12 protein-coding genes are annotated in these 23419 nt (G+C 48.2%); 5 read left to right on the forward strand and 7 right to left on the reverse strand.

What is annotated here, in order from left to right:
- Positions 1-12: 12 nt before the first annotated feature.
- From Pan54_RS04450 to Pan54_RS04475, 6 genes are all read right to left on the reverse strand, one after another.
- Complete coding sequence (locus Pan54_RS04450) at positions 13-2598, reverse strand: CehA/McbA family metallohydrolase (RefSeq protein WP_146502365.1); 2586 nt, start codon at positions 2596-2598, stop codon at positions 13-15.
- 285 nt (positions 2599-2883) lie between these two features.
- Entirely contained in the window at positions 2884-3777 is an 894-nt protein-coding gene (locus Pan54_RS04455) for a hypothetical protein (protein ID WP_146502366.1), read from the reverse strand.
- Positions 3778-3852: 75 nt separating this feature from the next.
- Positions 3853-4299 (reverse strand): 30S ribosome-binding factor RbfA, encoded by a 447-nt coding sequence (rbfA, locus tag Pan54_RS04460; protein WP_146502367.1) that lies wholly within the window; start codon positions 4297-4299, stop codon positions 3853-3855.
- 143 nt (positions 4300-4442) lie between these two features.
- Positions 4443-7232, reverse strand: a complete 2790-nt coding sequence (infB, locus tag Pan54_RS04465) for a translation initiation factor IF-2 (RefSeq protein ID WP_146502368.1) — start codon at positions 7230-7232, stop codon at positions 4443-4445.
- Positions 7233-7371: 139 nt separating this feature from the next.
- A complete protein-coding gene (gene nusA / locus Pan54_RS04470) occupies positions 7372-8844 on the reverse strand; it encodes a transcription termination factor NusA (RefSeq protein WP_146502369.1) in 1473 nt (490 codons plus the stop codon).
- A 644-nt stretch (positions 8845-9488) separates the two neighbouring features.
- Positions 9489-13109 (reverse strand): class I tRNA ligase family protein, encoded by a 3621-nt coding sequence (locus Pan54_RS04475; RefSeq protein ID WP_146502370.1) that lies wholly within the window; start codon positions 13107-13109, stop codon positions 9489-9491.
- Positions 13110-13544: 435 nt separating this feature from the next.
- Here Pan54_RS04475 and Pan54_RS04480 point away from each other — a divergent pair, with 435 nt between their 5' ends.
- On the forward strand, positions 13545-15638 hold the full coding sequence (locus tag Pan54_RS04480; RefSeq protein ID WP_165441579.1) for an ATP-binding protein: 2094 nt from the start codon (positions 13545-13547) through the stop codon (positions 15636-15638).
- 52 nt (positions 15639-15690) lie between these two features.
- Here the strand turns inward: Pan54_RS04480 and Pan54_RS04485 are convergent, their stop codons facing one another.
- Positions 15691-17292: a sulfatase family protein gene (locus tag Pan54_RS04485; protein ID WP_146502372.1), complete on the reverse strand. Its 1602-nt coding sequence runs from the start codon at positions 17290-17292 to the stop codon at positions 15691-15693.
- Between the two features lie 232 nt (positions 17293-17524).
- Between Pan54_RS04485 and Pan54_RS04490 the strand changes: the two genes are divergently transcribed.
- The 4 genes from Pan54_RS04490 to Pan54_RS04505 all read left to right on the forward strand — a co-directional run bounded on the left by Pan54_RS04490 (position 17525) and on the right by Pan54_RS04505 (position 23379).
- The gene (locus tag Pan54_RS04490; protein ID WP_165441580.1) at positions 17525-18709 is read left to right on the forward strand and encodes a poly(ethylene terephthalate) hydrolase family protein; all 1185 of its coding nucleotides are present in this window, start codon (positions 17525-17527) and stop codon (positions 18707-18709) included.
- 111 nt (positions 18710-18820) lie between these two features.
- A complete protein-coding gene (locus Pan54_RS04495; RefSeq protein ID WP_146502374.1) occupies positions 18821-19270 on the forward strand; it encodes a TIGR03067 domain-containing protein in 450 nt (149 codons plus the stop codon).
- Positions 19271-19305: 35 nt separating this feature from the next.
- On the forward strand, positions 19306-20220 hold the full coding sequence (gene hpnC, locus Pan54_RS04500) for a squalene synthase HpnC (RefSeq protein ID WP_146502375.1): 915 nt from the start codon (positions 19306-19308) through the stop codon (positions 20218-20220).
- Positions 20221-20364: 144 nt separating this feature from the next.
- Positions 20365-23379, forward strand: a complete 3015-nt coding sequence (locus Pan54_RS04505; protein WP_146502376.1) for a M28 family peptidase — start codon at positions 20365-20367, stop codon at positions 23377-23379.
- Positions 23380-23419 lie beyond the last annotated feature (40 nt).

Raw genomic sequence — 23419 nt, forward strand, 5'->3', positions numbered from 1 at the left:
AAATTGCCGTGATCAGTCACCTTTGACTGGCAGGCCATCATCCAATAGGTTTCCGTTGGCTTGAAATCCATCGCTGTCGACATCGACAAAAATAGGATTGCTGATCGCGATCGGTTGCTGACTTCCCCAACCTGGTCCCTGCACTGGACCGAGTTTTGATTTTTCACCTGCAGCAACCACAATCAGATGTGCGTCGGTCTCGAGTTGATGAATCACTCGATTATCGAATTTGATCACACCGTCCTGGAACATCTGTGGCTGATCAGTTCGATTGAAATCTAATTCGGAAACGTGCTCACCATTAACCAGGACAAAGACACGATCAATATCAAACCAGTTCGGACATTGAACTTGAATGTCGAGTTGTACTTTTCCTTCTGGGCAGGTCATGTCATCACCTGGCAGAAATTGCTGGTCAGATGAATTTGTTCGAGCCGAAACCGATAAATAGGGGCCATTCGACATAATGACATGGCCGGCTTTCGTTTCACGCACCATCTCCATGGTCTCAATCAGGTTGGGATCATCGGTCGAAGACTTCACCCAGTTCCGCAGCCCACCCGAGCCGTGATAATTGTAGTGAGCATCGGTGTTGACCACACCGGTGATGCGAATTCCCTGATTTAATAACTGAAGCCAGTTGAAAATACGGTTTTTCGTGACATGAGATTCCGAGTTGGTTTCCTTTCCAAATTTCAGAACGCTGGCCAGCGGATGGATTTCCATGGCATGGATGAAGGGAAACGATTCCGAAAAACCTTCATCCTGTTCACCATCTCCATTTTTGTCGTAGAATAACCAACCGATATCTGGATGATTCTGCTGGACTAGTTTTTCACTGCGATTGTCCCACAAAGCGACACGTTGAATCTGTGTTTCAGGACTGACATCGGTCACTGGTCCGCCACCATCCTGCTGTCCCGGTTTATGAATGAGCGGGAAGACATTTTGATGATTCAACGGGAGTGGACTTCCCGTCAATTCCATACCAGTACAAGTCGCCAGACGATCTGCAATGTTTAGAGATTGCAGATGAGGTTCATAAGTATCGATTCTATTGTGTTCTGTACAGGGCGCGAATTCGAGTTGCTCACAAACCAGATTCAAAACTCGGCCTAGCTGATGACCAGTGTTATCGCCGGAAGGGGAGCTGTGACTATGATATTCCGTGCTGACCCAACCTGGCGTATGAACCGTCTGCTTGAGCACCCCAGTTAAACGGACCAACTTTTGAGGTTCGACAGTAACCTCTTGAAACAACGCATCGAATTCTGGTCCGTGACTGATGATCGCTTCGTACGCGCCAGCAGGCAAAAGAATTCGGTCGCGACCATTTACCAGGTAAAGCAAATTCTTAACACGGGTCGTTGCGGTTTCTGGTCCGAGGTCAAGTGAAGTTTTTTCTCCCTTACGAATCAATTCCACTTTACACGGAAGAGGAGCGTTTGCTGCATCGTCAATTTGGATTTCTAAGGTTCCTGTTTTGAGGGGAACATCCAGATCAAACAGGCTATTCGATTCACTCACACTGGCAGTGAAGGAGTCTCCCACGGGGATCCCACAGAACGAAACATCCAGCCGATACTCACCGGGAAACAGTTTCTGATCGACGCGACCACTGCCATCTGTCCACAGAGTGCCGGCATATTGATTGTCGCGAGTTAATTCCAACCGGGCGTTCGGAAGTCGGCTGCCATTAGCGATCACTGTGAGTGTGCAGGGAATCGCGACACGATCAGAATTCAACTGTGCATGAATTGCCTCAACCGTACAGAGGTTATCTGCGACATACAGGTTGACATCGAAGCGGAATTGTTCGCCGGACTTTAGAATTATATCTGCCTGACGACTCCCTCGACCGTATCGAGCGACTGTGAGTCGGCTGTCGCTTCTCGATGTGACCATGCGTCCCGGTGAAGCAATGCCGTACGCCTGTCCCCAGTAGCGATCGTCTAAATGCAGGAGTTCTGATCGACCGTTCTCACTCTTATGAGCATCTTCTTTGCCCGAGTCGAATCGCAGATCATCGCTCAAGGATACTTCGACATCAGCTTTGCCGGGATTACTAAAGATGTGTTGAACTTGCAGAAATTGTGAATCCGCCTCCAAGCGGTAACAGACAACAAGCTCAGCTCGATTCTCGGCTGAGTCTGCAGTAACCTGGATTTCGATTGCGTCTTCGTCACTGTAAGTAGACTGATTATCCAGTTCAACAGCTTCCTGATCGGAATTGATAATGGTCCAACTTCGAAACGGATAGACCCGGCTTCCGGGGTAGTAAGCACTGAGTTGGTCATTGGGAGATTGCGTCGTTGTGTAATCGATCAAGCAACCTGCGACTTCGCGTACCGTCATGTTCGCATTTCGTGTTGCGAGTGGTTGGGCGATGACAGCCGTCACGTGACGATTCTTTAAAATGAGATCGCCGTAAATCGCATCGATCTCTTTGCCTCCAGGAACAAGAGTTTTCCAATTCTCAGCGGTGATACGAGTGACGCTGACTCCCTCATCTGAGAAGAGTGGCAATGCATTCAACAGAATGATCAGACCCACAATTGAAGTGAGCCAGTGCTTTGAACAACCAAGGTAATATCGCATGCGAGTCAGCCTCACTTTTCGGAAGATTGAATTTCGTGCATTTCGAATTGCAATAATCTGCCATCTAATGAACGCTTTATGCCCTCAAACATTCTGTCTGAACTGGCAGATTGCGGATCATTAGTTTATGAAATGCTTAAAAATTATGCCTGAAGAAGCGACATGAGAACCCAATGCTACACAAGCCGCATGTAATCTTATTGATATGAGGCTAGCGGAATTCTACTCAGGCTGCAATTTAGTCGAATAAACCAGAGCTGTACTTTTTAGAAAGCGACAGCAGAGTTATTTTTTCTTCGTCGACTTCTTAGCGGTTTTCTTGCTTGAGCGACTTGCCGTTTTCTTCTTTGTAGAAGTCTTCGTTGACTTTTTCGTAGTCTTCTTTTTCGGAGCCTTTGCAGCACTCGCGTCTGCTTTTGAAGAGGACGCTGATTTTTTAGCTAATTTGGGAGAGGGTTTTAATTTGCCTGTCAGCAGTTCTTTCAGTCTTGAAACAGAATGTTTTAGAACGGCCATCTGATCCTCCTGTTCAGGGGGATCGAGTTCGGCGGTCAATGTGGTGTATTCAGGATCGTTAGCCAGTTCATTGATCAGATGAAAAAACAGAGGGGAATCTGCTTTTCGGACTGCGGCTTTGAGTTGATCGCCCGCGGAAGCCATATCGGTCTCTGCAGGTAACAGCCCCAGGACAATGCTGCACTTCAGAATTGAATCATTTACGGGAACGATGTGGCTTCCCAAAGTCGACATCATCGTGTAATCGATGACAAATGGTGTGAGAGATTTGATGTTATTGAGATACTTCTCTGCCGCATCCAGATTTTTCTTTCTGAAATCCTCGATATCGTAGCTATATCGGCCTTCAAAAATAATCTGAAGAGATTCACGCACCCGCATGGCACGCCATTCCGGTTCGGAAAGTTCGACGAATGCTTTTTGCAGTTCGGTAATCGAACTCACGCGAGCTTCGTTATAATCGAAAAATGACTCCTGGAAATTCACCAAAGCCGCTTCGGCATCGTTGTGAGGAGCCCCTTCCAGACAGATCGCAAACAGCAGGGAATCGAGCACAGTGCGGTCCGATTTTGGAACGCGCGAGCCGTACTTCTTTTTCAATTCTGTAACGATTTGCTGACAAACCTTCGTGCGGTCGGAAGCTTTGATCCGTGTTGTTGACATCTTTGCTAATCCACCAGACTCTGTGAGTGATCTCTCTTGGGAGTGTGAGTAAAAACCGGAGTTATCGTTGACTATTTAATTTGTTAGCTCGGAGTCATCCAAATCAGATAGATCTTCAGTAGATTCATCGGGTTCATGGAATTCATCTTCAACTTCTTCGTTGCCCTCAAGTTCTCCCCGTTCTCGAGCCAATTCCTCAAGAATGCGAGAAGCTTCGATACTCTTTTTCACACCATCATCAAGGACAAAGTTTAAGATGGGGGTGTAGCGTGTGTCGATTCGATCGGCAACTTTCTTCTGCAAAAAACCACGAGCAGATTCCAGTCCATGAATGCAGCGGGTTTGGGTTTTTTTATCGCCCAGCACACTCACATAGACTTTGGCAGATCTCATATCCTGTGCGACATCGACGCTCAGGACTGTCACATTCTTGATGCGGGGATCGTTCAATTCGAACAGAATTGCGGAGCTGAGGACCTCGCGCACAGCTCGAGAGGCTTTAGCTGTTCGTCGTGTTGACATGCAGGGCAGACTCCTTCAAAGGGCGATGGGGATAGTAGTGATAATGATAGCATTCCGCTGACGAGTTCGTTGGGAACCAAAGGGTCAGCATGCCAGACGCTTCAGCACTGCTTGAACAACTTTCGATTTCCCTGCTCGATTGGTTAATCATCGAGAGTTCGCTGTTTCTCATCAATTCGGTAAGCCTCAAGCAAATCGCCTTCTTTGATGTCGTTAAATCCTTCCAGTCGAATACCGCATTCCATCCCCTCACGTACAGTCTTCGCATCTTCTTTTTCCCGTTTCAGGGAATTGATGGCATAGTTGTTGATGATGGTTTGATCCCGAATCACATGCACGCGATCGTTACGGCTGATTGTCCCGTTCAGAATTCGGCACCCTGCAATCGTTCCCATACGTGAAATACTGAAGGTCTGCAGTACGATGGCGCGGCCTGTTGTCACTTCAAAGGCTTCAGGTGCAAGTAAGCCTTCCAGTGCCCGTTTAATATCCTCAGTCACTTCATAGATGATTCTGTAGCGGCGAATGTTGACACCCTCATTCTGGGCGAGCAACTCTGCGCGCTCCTCGGCAATCACATGGAAGGCAACGATAATTGCTCCTGAGGCTGCAGCCAGCGAAACATCGCTCTCGTTGACTCCACCGATGCCTGTATGCAGAACTTCAACACGAACTTCGGGATGATCGAACTTCTCGATTTCACCACGCAAAGCTTCGATTGAACCCGGAGAGTCGGCCTTGAGGATGACAGGCAGATCTTTCGGGCCTGTGCCTCCCAAAATCTGTTCGAGTGTTTTGGGGCCACCACGGTTGGCCAGATTTTCTGTGCGTCCCTGATGAATACGCTCTTCAGCAACCGAACGAGCTTCTTCAACATCAGACATCACAAAGAAGTGACTGCCGGCATTTGGCACAATGTCCAACCCGGCAACCTTAACAGGTGTTGAAGGAGGGGCTTCAGTCAATTCCATATCATGTTCATTGAACATGGCCCGGATACGTCCGTATGCATTCCCGCAGACGACAATATCTCCAACATGAAGCGTTCCCTGCTGGACAATCATCCATGCAATCGGGCCACGCCCTTCATCGCGGAACGCTTCCAGGCAGACGCCATATGGTTTGACATTCTTGGCTGCTTTGAATTCCTGCAGTTCTGCGGTCAGCAAAATCGTTTCGAGCAGATCATCGATACCAATGTTGTTCAATCCCGATGTTCTCACCAGTTCGATATCGCCGCCCCATTCGGAAACGAGGACGTTGTGAGAGGCCAGTTCCTGGAGAACTTTTTGTTCGTTAATATCGGGTAAATCGATTTTGTTCAGAGCAACAATCATCGGTACACCAGCCGCTTTGGCGTGGCTGATACACTCGACCGTTTGCGGTTTCACACCATCGTTGGCTGCAACCACCAGAATGATCATATCAGTCACATTCGCACCCCGGCTACGCATTTCCCCGAAGGCAGCGTGACCAGGCGTATCGACGAATGTGATTTTATTTCCGTTCTTTTCAACTTGATAAGCCGCGATGTGTTGCGTAATTCCGCCTGCTTCTCCGCCGACGACATTCGAAGACCGCAATGTATCGACCAGTGTTGTTTTCCCGTGATCGACATGTCCAAGAATTGTCACAATTGGAGCGCGAGGAATCAGTTCGATATTATCCTTATGCAGTTCCACCTCAAGTCGTTCAGTCAGTGCATCTTCTAGATTGACTGGACGCTTAATTTCCAGGTCAACTCCCAGTTCGATGGCCAATTCCGTTGCCAGATCGTCATCGAGGGCATCGTTGATTTTGGCCATTTTGCCCTGCTTGAACAGGATCGTCATTAAGTCTTTGGCTGGTCGTCCCATCGCCTCAGAAAGACTTCTAACAGTAATCGGCTGCTCAACAATAGCCTGAGATTTATATTCAATATTTTTGGATCGTCGTTGACGATTTCGACGTCGATTACCGCGATCATCCCGATCGTAATCCGATGGAGACTGCGTCCGCTTTCGTTGCTGACGACGTTCCTCCCGCTGTTCCGATAAACCGCTCAATCGGCCTCGGCGTGAAGGGCGATCCGCTTCAGTATCGGCAGATTTTCGATTTCGATCCCGCTCATCGTGCTTGCGGATATGAGCAGCCAGCGGGCTTTGACCATCCAGGATTTCAGCCGTCAACTTAACATCGGGCTTTTGAGCAGGAGCTTCGTCTTTTTTCTTGACGGGGGCTTCTGCTTTAAATTTGGGAGGTATGGCCAGGTTTGGAAGCGAAGGTTTCGGCTTTTGCTTAGGCTTCGCTTTTCGAGGAGCCGCATCGGGAATGCTGGCCCGGGGCTTCATGTCGCGAATCCGTGATCCCATATTTCCAATCGGAGGAATATATTGATCGGAGTTTTCTACTTCCAGATTCTCTTCACCTGACTCGGCTATAACCGGTTCTTCAGGTTCTGTCTCAGCAGGAATCTCGTCATCGTCAACAGCATCGTCAACAGCGACGGTTTCGACGTCCGACGTTAAGGTCTCAACCGGCTCCTGTTTGACCTCGGGTTCATCAACCTCTTCGACGTCTTCAGGGGATGGCGTTTGAGTTTCTGCAATTGTTTCTTCGCGAACAGGTTTAGAAGCGGGAGCATCCTGACGTTGTTCGACGCGCGGGTCGGGAGTCGCACGTGGCGTCATTTTTCGAATGGTCCGGACTTTTCCGATCGTCTTGTCAGGATCGAACTCAGGCGCAGAAGGTGTCGAATCGGGGGCTTGCTGACTCGCAGGAGTATTGCTGGCCTTGAGTGAATCAAGATATTCCAGAAGACGATCCCGTTCGTCGGGAGAAATGCTCGCCAACGCAGAACTTTTCACTGGAATTCCAGCGTCGTTGCAGTGATTGATAAGCTCTTTACTATCGTAGTCGAGCTCTTTCGCTAAAGCGAAAATCCGTATCTTCAAAACGCAACCCCTCTGATAAACCTATTGAGATTCTGAATCCAGGTCATTCAATCCACTTCAGAATCTTAGCCCTGCTTTGTCTCATCCTGACGCTCAGGATTTGTCTGCCCGAAAATTTCTTATTCAGAAACTTCCGGGATTATGTATTTTCGTCTGATTGACCTTTTGTTTCTTCAGTGACAGCTGGTGACTCTTCCTCGATCCCTGCTTCTTCTACCGATTCCGGTTCGTCTGCAGGCTGTCCATCGACTTCAGCCTGCTCCGTGTCTACTGTATCAGTTTCTGCGGCGGCTTCTTCTGCGACGGATTCAGCTTCTGCTTGAACATCTTCCGCTTTTAAATCAGCTTCGGGTTCGGCAGTCATGGTTTTAACGCTTGGTTCTGTGACTGCAGTCGTTTTAGTGCCCGTATGATCTTGATATTGTTTTGTGGCACGTGCGGCTGCCTTGGCAATCTTCTCTTCCTCTTCCAGTCGCAAACTTTCGACATCGGCATAATCGACAATCGCTTCGCACTCTTCATCTCCGAAGCCACTCAATTCTTTCAGGTGCTCTGGCTCAATGACTGACAGGTCATCAAAACTGAAGAATCCTTGAGAGACCAATGACTCAGCCAGTTCCTCTTGAATGTGTGGCACTTCGCAGAACGCGGTGACAGAACGTTCGAGTTGTTCGTCCAGTTCGTCGCGGGTCATCACTTCGATATCCCAGCCGACAAGCTTAGAGGCGAGCCGAACATTCTGACCCTTCTTCCCGATCGCAAGCGATAACTGATCATCGCGAACGAGAACGATCACGCGGCCAAGCATCGGGCAGAGAATCACGTCTTCAACCTCTGCTGGCTGCAGTGCGTTCGGGATCAAAATTTGTAGGGAATCGTTCCAGCGAACAATATCGATGCGTTCACCGCTGAGTTCATCGACAATACTGCGAATTCGAGCACCGCGAACACCAACGCAAGCTCCGACAGCATCGACACTTGTGTCGTAACAGGAAACCGCAACTTTGGTTCGATAGCCGGCTTCGCGAGCCAGGGAGCGAACTTCAATCACATTCTCTGCGACTTCTGGAATTTCGATTTCAAATAATCGACGGACAAAATCCGGATGGACACGAGACAGTACGATTTTAAGACGACTGCCAGCTTTTTTCACATCCATGATGACTGCTCGGATTCGTTCATTCACCCGATGACTTTCGCCGGGGATTTGTTCGCTTCGAGGCAGTATCGCTTCCGATTTTCCAATATTAACAGTAGCTACGCCATATTCAAGGCGTGTAATTGTCCCTGTTACAAGTTGACTTTTTAATTCGATAAATTCGTCATACATCGAATCGCGTTCGGCTTCGCGAATCTTTTGAATCATGACCTGCTTGGCAGTTTGTGCAGCAATACGTCCGAGAATATCGGGATCGAGAGTTTCACCATTATGGATAACCTCTGGCTCACCAGTGGTTCGGACAACGGTCACCGTCAATTCATCTTCGTCACCGTAATATTTACGCAGCGCCGTCAGGATCGCCTGTTCGATTCCTTCAAAAACGATTTCCTTGTCGATGCCTTTGTCACGGTGGATGGCATCGACGATTCTAAGGACTTCGCTGGCGTTCATAGTTCTCCTTCCGAACGAATGCACGTAATGTGCTTTCGTCATTCCGACGGTTACTCGGAACCGTTTACGACTGATTCCAGTCAATTACGGGATTATGTCAATCAAATGGACGATTTTCGCCCGTCAATAAAAAAAAGTGGGTCAAGACCCACTTTGAAAAACCGTCTTTGGTCATCTGCAGTTCAAAAGGAACCCTATGCGATGACTGAATGGGGATAATCCCTCATTAGGCGCTCACATAAGAGTTGCCTTTCTGCTGACTTGCTCAACGTAAAGGAATGCATTGGAATGCTGCATCTTGAGACTTCTCAACCCGATCATCTTGTACCTCGATCGGTTCTCATCTCAATATGCTCCGCATCACCAACTCCCATAACGCTAAAAAAACGGTCCAACAACCTGATTCCCGACCAAAAGGAAGGGAGGGCAGTGGATATTAATTTACGAATTCGACTGAATTATCACAATAATTTGCGAAAAATCCAGACTCATCAATACATTATCAACAGACATTGAAGGAACATTTTAAAGGATGGACCTTCGTCTGCATTAAAATTATCCGGCTCAGGCCAAACTGTCAATCATCAGCCCGCAGCCTTTTGTAGGGAATCGCAGAATTCACTTCAGAATTGCACAAATGCCAGTCACTCAGCAATGCCAATCGACAAAACTGTTGCAAATTCCCCAACCGAGACACTTTTGCCATCGGCCATTTCCTGTACGGACTCAATCGAATCTGCGAGAGTTTCGGTTGAAATGTAATCCGACCAGACGTTCAGCATCTGTTTGATTTCGGAGGCATCTGAGCGATATTTTATATGAATTCGATTTTCAATTTCCAGATCTGCATCTTTACGCAACTGTTGGACATGACGAACAAAATCGCGAGCCATGCCTTCCTCAATTAATTTCGGCGAAAGTTTCGTCGAAATGGCGACCTGAACTCCTGCATCGTCAGCCGTCCCCCATTCGCTCGACTGTTCCGTACTGACGAGTACATCATTTGGTTCCAGCTCAATCGTTTCGCCGCCCATTTCGATGCTGACATTGGAGCCAGATCGCAAAGGAGCGAGAATTTCCGGAGCCAGATTCGGCAGATCTTTCCGTAACATGCCGAGCAACTTGCCGTATTTCGGGCCGAGTGTTTTCAAATTCGGTTTGTAAGCGTACTGCACGATGCCATCGAGATTATCGACCGTCGTTATCGTTTTAACGTTCAATTCATCCTGAATCACTGAGGCCAACTGCTCAATCGCATCTCGCTGAGCCGCAGTACTGCAGGCGACACTGCAGGCGACACGAATCTCAGCCAATGGTTGCCGGACGCGTAAATTCGATTGATCTCGCACCTGATGCCCCAGTCTTACCACAGCCTGGGCCAGTGCGGTACGAGCATTCAAGTCTTCGTCCAACAAGTCCTCATTGACAGTTGGGTATTCGCACAAGTGCACCGACTCCGGCCAGTCGGAAGATTCTGCTTCTGATGATGATGTTTCCAGCAGGTCGCGTCCGAAAACCAGATTCTGGTAAATCCGCTCCGCTAAAAACGGAACCACGGGGGCGAGCAACTGACTCAGCGTCACCATCACTTCATGCAAAGTCTGATACGCGGCTGTCTTGTCGGCATCGTTGGCATCTTTACTGCGCCAAAACCGTCGGCGATTGCGTCGGATGTACCAGTTGGACAGGTCATCGATAAACTGACCGGCAGCAGTGACAAAACGGGATGTGTCATAAGCCTGAAAACTTTCGTGAGCCAAACCGATGAGCGATTGCAGTCGAGAAAGAATCCAGCGGTCGATTTCCTGACGTTCCGCATAAGGGATTTTCTGAGCAGTCGGATCGAACTCGTCCAGCCTGGCGTAATTCACGAAGAATGCGTAGGAATTCCAGAGCGGAATCAAAAACTGACGGCGAACTTCATCGGCCGGCCCACTGGTGACCTTGCAAGTCGGCGCGCCCTCTTTCGTTTCGGAAATTGGACCTTCTGGAGTTTCCAGTGTGACCGGCTGATCGGGATGCCGTGTGCCGAAGCGTAAGTCGGAAGCCGGGTTTTGTGCCAGATACAACCAGCGAAGGGTATCGACGCCAATCTGCTCGGCGGCTTCTTCAAACCAAATGGCAGTCCCATCCGACTTGTGCATCGGCTGACCTTCTTCATTCATCACCAGGCGGTGCCCGAGTAATGTTTTGAAAGGCTGCTTTTCTTTTGGATCATCCGTCTCGTCATACCGCATCATTGTTGAGAGCGATAGCATCGAATAGAACCAGTTGCGGAACTGACCGGGGAAACATTCCGTGACGAGGTCAGCAGGATACCATTTTTCCCACATGTCGCGATGCGTGTTGTAACCCATCGTCGAAAACGGAGTGATCCCCGCATCGAGCCAGGGATTACCGACATCTTCAATACGAGACAGTGTCGCACCCGTCGTGGAACTCTTGATTTTGACGTTATCGATCCACGGACGGTGCGGCGTATTCCCTTCAAAACCGTCCCAACCTTCGACACACTTCTCTTTGAGTTCCGCCAGCGAGCCAATCACTTCGAAATCAGTCGGATCATCAGGATTGATCCAGATCGGCAGCGCCAGTCCCCAGAAACGCTTCTTGGAAATCATCCAGTCCCGCATGTTCGTCAACCACTCAATTTCCCGGTTCTGCCCATCAATACTTTCCGGCAACCAGTCGATTTGTCTTGTGACATCTTTAATCTCATCCCGCCAGTCCATATTGATGAACCACTCGTCGACGAGTCGAAAAACGAGTTCATCCCCAGTTCGCCAGCAATGCGGATAAATGTGCGGATATCTTTCGCTGGCAAACAGCAGATCTTTTTCTTCCAGCTTTTGAATGACAAGATCGGCCGTAGCGGGATCGATGGCTTCACGCCCTGTGAATTCGCCGAAACCTTCCTGATAACGACCATCTTCTCCCAGAGGAGCGATGCCGACGATTCCCAACTCCAAACCGATTTTGTGGTCGACATCTCCACAGCCGGGAGCGGTGTGAACGATCCCTGTTCCTTCACCAGCGACCACATGCGCAGACCCTTTGGAATCGCGACCGCCATCAACAACGAGGTGGCATTCGACTGCGGTTTTATTCCCAACTCGCTCATCAAAAGGATAACCCCCTTTTTGTGATTGAGCAGGCAGTTCATCAAATGGTCCCTGGTATTTCCAGCCGACCATCTCAGCACCCTTAATGGTGCCAATTTCTTCAAAGCCCCCTTTTTCCTTGAAGATTTGCGCGAGAGTTTTTAACTTCGGCACGCCATTCGGCCAACTCCATTCAGGGCGTCCGAAGCCTTCTTTAGATTCTTTTTCCAGGCGTTTGTAGTTCAGATTCTCTTTCGCAAAGTAGTAAATCTGTCCGTCCCGTTTCGATTTGATTTTCACATAATCGAGTTCAGGATTGACCGCAGCCGCGACATTGCTGGTTAATGTCCAGGGAGTTGTCGTCCAGATGAGCAGATTTTCATTTTCACGATCGAGCAAGGGAAAGCGAACAAACAGTGATCGATGGACAGCCAGCTTGCGTCCATCGGCAATTTCCATCTGCGAATAAGCCGAACCGCTGCGGCCGGACCAAGGCATGACATCGTGCCCGCGATAGATTTTTTTGCGATCGAAACACTTCTTGAGGAAGGTCCAGATCGTTTCGTTATTCTCGGTGGAGAAGGTGAAATAAGAGCCGCCCCAGTCGGGATTGCCCAGTTTTGCCACAATTTGATGCGGCACATCTTTCACTTTTTCGCCGCGGGCATTGGTGTATTCGATTTCCTCCGAGGAGCCGACTGCTGCGGACAGTTTACGGAGTTCTGCCGGCTCGTCCCATTCCATCCAGTAGCCGAGACGTTGAGACTGTTCGGTCTGCCGAGCCGCAAATTTTAGCACGCGGCGCTTGCACTGATTGACGAATTTATCGATCCCAAATTCATGAATTGCATTCTTGGTGCCGAGTCCCAGCTCTTTTTCAACCTCGACTTCGACCCACAATCCCTGGCAGTCAAATCCATTCTGATAGCGGAGTTCATGTCCCGTCATCGCGAAATAACGCTGGAAAGCATCCTTATAAGTGCGTCCCCATGCGTGGTGCACGCCCATTGGATTGTTCGCTGTGATCGGCCCATCCAGAAATGACCATTTCGCCCTGTTAGCATTTTTCTTCCTCAATTTGGCAAACACATCGCGACTCGACCAGAAGGAAAGAGCACCATGTTCGCCTTGAATAAAATTGGAGTCAGAAACTTTTTGAAACATCGAAATCAGCATCCTCTACAGCGTAATGCAAAACTGTGTGTAATTGTGACAATGTGTTCAGTGATTGGTTCACATTGTGGCATTCTGTCAGCGAATATCACTACAGAGTTAACCTCATCGGTAATTTGAGAACGGTAAGAGATACTCATAGAAAATGAAAGTGCATCCCCCATTGAAGTGTTGGAGTATGAGCGAATTGAGTCTTCACTTCGAATTTCAATCCATTTACGCCTGACCAAGTTCATTTTCTCCTTACAACAGTTGCAGGTCACAGAATTGTCAATATCGACGAATCCCCCAAGATTCCTACTTCTAAGGGAGATGCCTGCTATCCATGAACTTGATAGGAGAAAATTGGTCAAAATATCGAATTTTGACACACATTTTATTTAGCTGGGAATGAGTTCCGGTCTCTACCTCTCTGAAAAGTGTGTCATGCCCTTAAAACTTTCCAATTCAAAATATGCTCCCTGGCTGGGAGGCGTCTTCGTTTTTTTTATCAGTATCTCAGCGGTTCGACTGATGGGGTCTTTTGAAAATGGCCGTTACCAACAGCAAATCCGGTCGGATGTTCTTCAGGAAATGAGTGTCATTCATGCTAAGGCCGAGCAAGCGATCAATACGCGAATGGCTTTAACCATGGGACTGAAAGCCATCGCTTCAGCAAATCCCAGTTTGATTAATGATCGCAGCTGGTTTGCCAAAATCGCCGCTTCTATGCAAAAGACTTCTACGGGGATCCGGAATATTGCGCTGACAGAAGGAACGACAGTAAAAAATGTCTGGCCATATGAACTCAATAAAAGCGTACTGGGGGTAGATTTAGCTCAAATTCCGACACAGATTGATGCGATATCAGAGACAATCAAAACAAGACATCCAGTTTTGGCAGGACCTGTTGAATTGATACAGGGAGGGCAGGGGTTTATCAATCGTGTTGCGATCTATAAGACCGATGATGTCAATAAGCCGGACCAGGGAGAATTTCTCGGAATGGCAGCAGTGGTCATTGATAAAGATTCACTTCTGCAAGAATTCCTGAGCGATATCCCGGATGATTTGGAAGTTGCAATTCGAGGGAAAGATAGTCGCGGCGAAAAGGGGGAGTTCATTTTTGGTGATCCTGAAATCCTGAGTCGCGATCCCATGACACTTTCGATAATTTCTATGGGAGGAACCTGGCAATTTCTCGGGACTCCTCGCAAAGGTTGGGAAGCGTCTTCTCCACTGGCGGCAAGAATCGGAATTCTGGGTTTCCTGTTTTCATTGGCTTTTGCCAGCTTAGTCTGGGGATTAATTGCAGCCATGATGCGTAATCGAAGTGCCTTGCGTCTGGCAAAAGAAGCCTCTGAAGCCAAGTCTCAATTTTTGGGGCGTATGAGCCATGAAATTCGTACACCGCTTGCGGCAATCAGTGGATTTTCCAATGAACTTCGGCCACTGGTCCAGGGCAAACGTGCCACAGAATTTCTCGATATTATCTCTAAAAACTGCGCCCATCTCACTTGGATTGTGGGAGACATTCTCGATGTCACCCGTATTGAAGCTCAGCGGATCAGTTTAAGGCACGTCAGTTTTAATCCTCGCGAACTCGTCAAAGATGTACAACAGACTTTGCAGCATCAGGTCGATGAGAAAAACCTGACACTGGAAGTTCAGATCGATGAGAAAACTCCGCAGAGTATTGTTTCAGATCCCATCAGATTAAAGCAGGTATTGGTCAATCTAGTTCAAAATGCCGTCAAATTTACAGAGTCGGGAACAATTCAAATTTCGACCGAATCAGGCAGATACGCAGAAAAGGAAGTCGAGCTGATTTTCAGAGTTCGAGATTCTGGAATTGGGATTGAATCAGATGATCTGGAACGAATATTCGAACCTTTCTGTCAGGTCGATTCGGGTTCCAATAGACGGCATGGAGGAACGGGATTGGGATTAGTGATTTCCAGAAACCTTTGTCGGCTGATGGGGGGAGATATTTCCGTTTCGAGTACTTTAGGTGTCGGCAGTGAATTTTCGGCAAGCATTGTAGCCGAAGTTACATCAGGACGCAGGAGTCGAAATCACTTGATTTCAACAGCTCAGATAGTCAATGAATCGGATTCGGGTAAGAGAAAAAGGGAGCATCAGACACTCTTAGAGGAATCTAAAATATTGCTCGTCGAGGATGGTCCTGACAATCGAAAGCTGATTTGCTTTATTCTGGAAGGACGGGGAGCTGAAGTCATTACATTAAATAATGGTCAGGAAGCTATTGACTGGCTGACGAATTCTGCAAATTCTCTACCCGATGTCATTCTAATGGATATGCAGATGCCAGTCGTCGATGGCTACGAAGCAACCAGACAATTGCGAAAGAATGGGCTGAAAATACCAATCCTCGCATTGACCGCGCATGCACTGCCGGAAGAGATTAATCGATGTATGAGTGCAGGGTGTAACCGCTTTGCCTCCAAGCCGATTGATCGAGATCAACTCATTACCGATATCTTTGAATTGATTGAAGAAAACAACCTGATTGCAACTTGAAATTCAGGAACTCATTTGCCTGATATGAGTTCACAAAGGATTGTGAGGACGACTATGGCTTTCTTTCACCTGCCTGGACTTTCACTTTCCATTCTTCAGACATTTCCGCCATCTCGGAATTGTCCTGATATTGCTGCTCGAGTTCTTGGAGCTGTTCCTTCATTTTTGCGATTCGCTCGCTCTGGGCGGGATCGTTATAAAGATTGTTCAGTTCATCAGGATCAGTTTCCAGATCGTAAAATTCCCACTCACCGAACTGATAAAAGTTGATCAACTTGTATCGATCGTTCCTGATCCCATTATGTTTGGCGACCATGTGCACGCTGGGGAATTCGTGGTAGTGATAATAAATCGCGTCCCGCCAGTCGTCAGGCGTCTCGCCTTTCATTAATGGGACGAGCGATTTCCCCTGCATGTTTTCCGGAATGGGAGCTCCGGCGATATCGAGGAAGGTTTCGGCATAATCAAGATTTTGAATCAGATCGGTATTAACGCTCCCCGGTTTGATTGTGCCGGGCCATTTGGCGATGAAAGGCATTTTCAACGACTCTTCGTACATCCAGCGTTTGTCGTACCAGCCATGATCCCCGAGATAAAATCCTTGATCAGATGAGTAAATTACGATGGTGTTCTCATCGAGTCCTGATTCTTTCAAATAATCCATCATCCGGCCGACACTGTCATCAACACCTTTGACACATCGTAAATAGTTGCGGATGTAGCGATGATATTTCCAGCGAACGAGATCCTTGCCAGTCAGATTCAGTTTCTTCAGTTCATTGTTTTTGACATCGAACGCGGCATTCCACGCCTGCAACTGTTCGGAAGTCATTCTTTCCAGATTCTTCGCTCCCGAACGATCGACCGATTTTCCCGAGTAGGGATCCCAGTTATGGATCGGCGGGCCAAAGCAATCGAAGACGATATTGAGGTGCCCATCGATTTCCATTTCCTGATGACGAGCCGGGCTGGCATTGTCTTCCCATCGATCAAACAAAGTGGCTGGCTCGGGAATATCGACATCATCGTACAATGTCAGATATCTTAGCGGCGGCATCCAGGTGCGATGCGGAGCTTTGTGCTGACACATCATCATGAACGGTTTGCTGGAATCTCGCTGATTCTTCAACCAGTCCAAAGCCATGTCGGTCACGAGATCGGTACAGTAACCTTCGACTTCCTCGCGTCCTTGAGGAGTTTTAAATGCCGGGTTGTAGTAATCGCCTTGGCCGGGAAGGACTTTCCAGTGATCGAAGCCTTGCGGATCGGTCCCTAAGTGCCATTTGCCGAGCATCGCCGTTTGATAGCCCACTTTCTGAAGTAGTTTCGGAAACGTCTGCTGATCGCCATTGAAACGGTCCCTATTGGTCCGGAATCCATTCAAATGACTGTGCAATCCTGTCTGAATGACAGCCCGAGAGGGACCACAAATTGAATTCGTGCAAAAACTATTGCTGAACAGCATCCCCTGTTCAGCAAGCTTGTCGATGTTGGGTGTCGGATTCACATTCTGTAACCAGCCCTCATACGCTCCAATCGCATGGGGAGCATGATCATCGGTGAAGATGAAGAGAATGTTGGGGCGCTCGGCAGCTGAGAGTTGAGTGAGGTTCGTCAGAAGCAGGATTGTTAAAACTCGAAATAAAGTCCGCACGGGAATTCTCCCTCATTCATTATGTTTCAAAGTTGGTTCAATAATATTCTGATTAACACTTAAACATATCGAGATGCGTGCGGGATGCAACTGAAGTTCCAGGTGTACGTTAATTCGGTCATCTGCTGAAATTCTCGAATAGACAGGCGGGTTTGCGAAACCTCAGCGCTTTATCTGAGGTTACTTATGAAGTAAAAGTAGCAACAAATTCTCTCAAATGGAGATCATCATCATGCGAAATCGAATCTGCTGGAGAACGCTCTTCCTGCTAATCGTATCCTTACTGACACTTTCAAATACGGGGTATTCACAGGGGGAACGTTTTGAAAAATTGAAGCAGCTTCGAGATCGATTCGATACCGATGGGGATGGTCGACTGTCCTCTGAAGAGCGGGCCAATTTACAGAAGTTTCTCCAGGGCTTGCGGCAAAATCCGCAGAGTGAAGATATTCCTGCGAGTTTGATTCCCGGCAAAACAGGACTTTATGGAGATGTTCCGGGACGATTCACACCGAAAGTGATCGAAAATTATGACCTGCCCGATGAAAGTCGCGGCAAAGTCATTCCGCTGCGAATTTCTTATCCCGCAGAGACCGGGAGTTATCCTCTGATCGTGCACTGTCATGGAGCGGGCGGCTCAAAAGAGAATGGTCAGCCCCTGGTCACGCATTGGGTCAGTCATGGTTATGTTGTTATTCAACCTACTTTCGGTGATTCCATTTCGAAACTGAGTCCACAGGAGCGTCAGCAGTTTGAATCGATTGGCGATTTTGTCAGTTCAGCCAAGGTGACTCTGGAGTGGAAAAACCGTCCGGATGATGTGAAAGCTGTTCTTGATTCTCTGGATTCGCTTGAGAAGACTTTTCCAGAACTCAAAGAGAGGATCGACACGACGAAAATTGGAGTCAGTGGCCACTCTTACGGGGCACATACAACAATGTTACTCAGCGGTATGACAATGATTCTGCCAGCCATCAAAACAATCAGCTTAAAAGATGACCGTGTTCGTGCAGCGGTGATGATCAGCCCCCAGGGACCCGGAAACGCAATTCAGGCAAAGTCCTATTCGACAATTTCACCCCCAACGCTGATGGTCACAGGCGACAACGACGGCACCCCCCAGCCGGGGAAATCAGATTTGAAAGGGGAGTGGCGGAAGCAGGCTTACGATGGGCTGGAGCCGGGAGATAAATATCTGCTTTGGATTAACGACGCCTATCACAATTTTGGTGGAATTTCCGGCAGCAGTTGGTCGGGAGCAGGCCCTTCTGCCCCTGATCAGGTTTTACTCATTAACAGTACGGTGATCGCTTTTTTCGATGCATATCTTAAACAAATTCCAGAAGCTCAGGAGTATTTGAAATCCGATGCCTTACAGAAAAACGCACGCGGTTTGGCCCGAATGAACAGGAAGTAACAAAAACACAAAAATTCAGAATTACTGCGAGACACTGGGGGGCTCATCACTTATCCTGAATTAAGACAATGCGTACACTCAATTTGAAATTGATTTTCAAAGGTACTCTTCATGAGAATTTCAATCACATCGATACTTGTCTGTGGACTACTTCAATCGCTGCTTTCACAGAATCTGCTGGCGTTTAGTGCAAAAGAGATTCAGGGAAAATGGCAGGCGGGTTCCATGACAATGTCAGGTAAGCCTCTCGATACAGACATTTATGAACTGGTAATGGTCATTGAAAATCAAAAGATGAAGTTAACCTACATTCAGGATGACTTTGCACATTCCAAATCTTCCAAACTGGAGTTAGATGACTCCAGCGATCCTTGGAGTATTATCCTCAAGCCGAGTTCTTCAGAGAAAAAATCTAGCTGGATCTACGGGATTCTCAAGTTAAAAGGTAAGAAACTCCACATCGCAACATCGCAGCCCGGAGAGGGACGAGCTCCAGAAGATTTCAAATCGACTGCTCAGAATAAAGCGGATTACATGGTATTTGAGCGATTTAAAGACTGAACACGCTCTCAATTCGGACGGCGGCGATTAGCGAAATGGAATACGATTTTCGTCAGTTACTTTCGACCTGGGGACCGGATGCGACCGTTCAACCCTCTGCGATGTCATTGGGGGATGCTCGACAGTTCACCAAATCGATCGCATTGGGGCATTACGAAAACTTTCCGGTCGTTTCGTTTTTTCTGCCCCGGCTTCTTCGCCAACCGTTTTATGATATTTATTCATTCTGTCGCTGGTCGGATGATCTTGGAGATGAACTTCCCTCAACCGAGGAATCGCTGCGACATCTCCAATGGTGGAGAGGAGAACTGGACCTTTGCCTGAAGGGATCAGCCAGACATCCGATTACAATTGCTCTGGCTGAGACAATTCAGCAGTTCTCATTACCGGCAGAACCATTTCACGATTTAATCTCCGCTTTTGAACGGGATCAAATTCAAAATCGTTACAAAACTTACTCCGATCTGCTTTCTTATTGCCAGCAAAGTGCCAATCCTGTTGGGCGGCTGTTATTGCATCTGGCCGAATCTGCAACTCCCTCAAACCTTCAGCTTTCCGATAATGTTTGCACAGGGTTGCAGTTGATTAATTTCTGGCAGGATGTTGCCCGAGATTTGCAAATGAACCGGATTTATCTTCCGAAGGAAGATCTGCATCAATTTGGTGTGACAGAAAAAGAGTTGCGGGATAATGTCTCCACGCAGAATTTTCAGAAACTGATTGCTTTTGAAGTCGATCGAGCCGAGAAGTTATTGATGAGCGGGCGAGAACTCGCTTGTCAGGTCCCGCGCAGCATTCGGCTGGATATTCGCTTATTTGCTCTTGGCGGACTGACAATCTGCAAAAAAATCCGCCAGATCGATTATTGCGTTTTGGAAATCCGCCCCAAATTATCCAAATGGGATGCTCCAGGATTACTGGTCAAAGCATTCCTCGGCAAGTTCAAATGATGCTAGCAAGTAAAATGTAGGGCAGGCTTCCAGCCTGTCTACTGAGGGCAAGTTTGTCGCTCACTGTTGTCAAAACTTTTCCAGTGATGATAATAGGATAGGAAATCACGACAAACACCGCATGCAACCGGAAGGGCTTCTCGAATGCAGCGTCTAACACTATTGCTCACACTGTTCATTTTATCCATATCTACCAATGTTCTTCTGGCAGAAACACCCGAGGGCTCGAATACAGAGAGTGAATCTGTTCTGCTTTCAAATACTCGTCAGCTGACATTTGCCGGGCGCCGTTCGGGAGAAGGCTACTTCAGTGCAGACGGCTCCAAGCTGGTTTTCCAAAGTGAACGAGAAGCAGGCAATCCGTTCTTTCAGATTTACCTGCTCGATCTGGAAACCGGCGACGAAACACGCATTTCTCCCGGCACCGGGAAAACCACCTGCGCCTGGATTCATCCGGACGGGAATCGTGTTCTCTTTGCGTCCACACAGGATGATCCTCAAGCTCTTGAAAAACAGAAATCGGAACTGGAGTTACGGGAGTCTGGTAAAGAACGTCGTTATTCCTGGGATTACGATCCTGAATACAATCTCTTTCAATACGATCTGAAATCCAAAGAGTATCAGCCACTGACAAAAGAGCGTGGCTATGATGCGGAAGGTTCTTACTCGCCCGATGGCAAACTGATTGCCTTTGCTTCAAATCGGCAGGCCTATCAACGAGAGTTGACCGAAGAAGAGCAAGCGATGCTGGAACGAGATCCTGCGGTCTTCATGGAAATTTATGTCATGGAAGCGGATGGATCCAATGTCCGCAAGCTGACCGACACACTCGGCTACGATGGCGGTCCATTTTTCTCGCCAGATGGCAAACGTATCTGCTGGCGCAGGTTCAAGGAAGATGGAGCCACTGCGGAAATTATGACCATGAACATCGATGGCAGCGATGTTCGTCAATTGACCGACTGGAAAGTGATGTCCTGGGCTCCTTACTACCATCCCTCAGGACGCTACATCATTTTTACGACCAACCGTCACGGATTTGCCAATTTCGAATTGTATATGGTTGCTACCAATGGGAAGTCCGATCCGATTCGTGTCACTCACACCGAAGGGTTCGATGGCTTGCCAGCGTTCAGTCCCGATGGAAAACAACTTGCGTGGACCTCGAATCGCTCCGGTTCGAAACAGTCGCAATTATATCTGGCAGACTGGAACCATGAGGCAGCTCTCGAACTGCTTTCGTTAACTGGTTTTTCAGATGAGGATGTCGAACAGTCAGCCGCTTTGAATGCCCGGGAATCAGCCGACAGTTTCGAACCAGCCGACATCGCCCGGCACGTCAATTTTCTGTGTCGCGAAGAACTCGCAGGACGTTTGACCGGAACCGAAGGAGAACATCTGGCGACTCAATACGTGGCCACCTATTTTGATGAACTGGGACTGAAGCCAGGAGGAGATGACGAGACCTGGTTTCAGGAATTTGAGTTTACTGCTGGAATTGATCTAGGCGAAAATAATTTATTGTCTCTGGGGGAAGAAAGTGAGGAACTCGATAAAGACTGGAATCCGGTTTCCTTTTCTGCCAACGGAGAATTTTCCGGCAATGAATACGCCTATGCAGGATACGGAATTGTCGCACCGGCGATTGAAGGATTCGAAGAATATGATTCCTATGTGCATCTGGATGTCAAAGACAAATGGGTTGTTGTGTTTCGGTTTTTGCCGGAGGGAATCACACCAGAGTTGCGTCAGCATTGGGCGAGATATTCTTCGCTCCGATACAAAGCGATGGTGGCCCGCGATCACGGTGCTAAAGGATTGATCGTTGTTTCCGGCCCCACTTCAAAAGTTCGAAATCAACTCGTTCCGCTGCGATACGATGGCTCTCTGGCTGGAACAAGTATTCCCGTCATCAGTTTGAACGACGACCTTGCTGGGAAATTATTAACCAGTACAAAAAAAACGTTGCTCGAATGGCAGACGAAACTTGATGCTGGCGAGCCAGTAATGGGATTTGTCACTGCAGGACCTGCATTGAACGTGCAAGTCGATATTAAGCAGGTGAAGCGGACTGGCCGTAACGTCATCGGTGTACTGCCTGCCAAACAGTCTTATCACCCATTACCGGCGATTCTTGTGGGAGCGCATGTGGATCATCTTGGTCGTGGAGGCTCTTCATCTTCCCTGGCTAATGAGAAAGAAGCCGATCAGATTCATTTTGGAGCCGATGACAACGCCTCCGGCACGGGTGGCATGCTCGAAATTGCCGAGTATATGTCGAGTCTGGTCGCGGATAAGAAAATTGAATTGACTCGCGATGTGATTTTTGTCGCCTGGTCGGGTGAGGAACTTGGCTTGTATGGTGCCAACCACTTCGTCAAAGAGCTTGAAGCCGAGCTGAACTCTGTGATGGAAAGTTTGGGGGGACCTCCGGAAAAAGAGAAAGCCGAGTCCGATGAAGAGGAAAAAGCCGAATCGCAAAACAATGAACTTCCACTGCGATTTGTGATTGGAGCCTGCCTCAACATGGACATGATCGGACGGTTCGATAAAGCGTTAATCCTGCAGGGAGTCGGTTCGTCCACAGCATGGAAATCCATTATCGAGCAACGAAATGTGCCAGTCGGCATGCCGATCACTTTGCAGAACGACAGTTACATCCCAACCGATGCGAGCGTCTTCTTCATGCATGGCGTGCCGATTCTATCAGCTTTCACTGGCACACATACCGACTATCACACTCCGCGAGATACTCCCGAAAAGATTAACTACCAAGCGGCTTCCGAAATCGCTCACTTGATGGGATTGATTACTCGTGGCTTGGCCGTCAGTCCCGACACACTCGATTATGTCGATCAGGCTCGCCCGGAAGAACTACGCCGTGCTAACTTGCGGGCTTATCTCGGAACGATCCCCGATTATGGAGCCTCCGATGTGAAAGGCGTGCAACTCTCAGGAGTTGGCAAAGGGGGACCAGCAGACAAGGCGGGGATCAAAGGAGGCGATGTGATTGTCGAACTGGCCGGTAAGAAGATCGAAAATATCTACGATTACACCTATGCCATCGAAGCGTTGAAAATCGGCGAGAAAGTGAACATCGTCATTCAGCGAGATGGCGAAAAGAAAACACTTGAACTGATCCCGGGATCTCGGGAGTAATAGTGCCTGCAGGAGAGAGCATCGACTAATAAGAATAGAC

The sequence above is a fragment of the Rubinisphaera italica genome (assembly GCF_007859715.1).
GTDB classification, from domain to species: Bacteria; Planctomycetota; Planctomycetia; order Planctomycetales; family Planctomycetaceae; genus Rubinisphaera; species Rubinisphaera italica.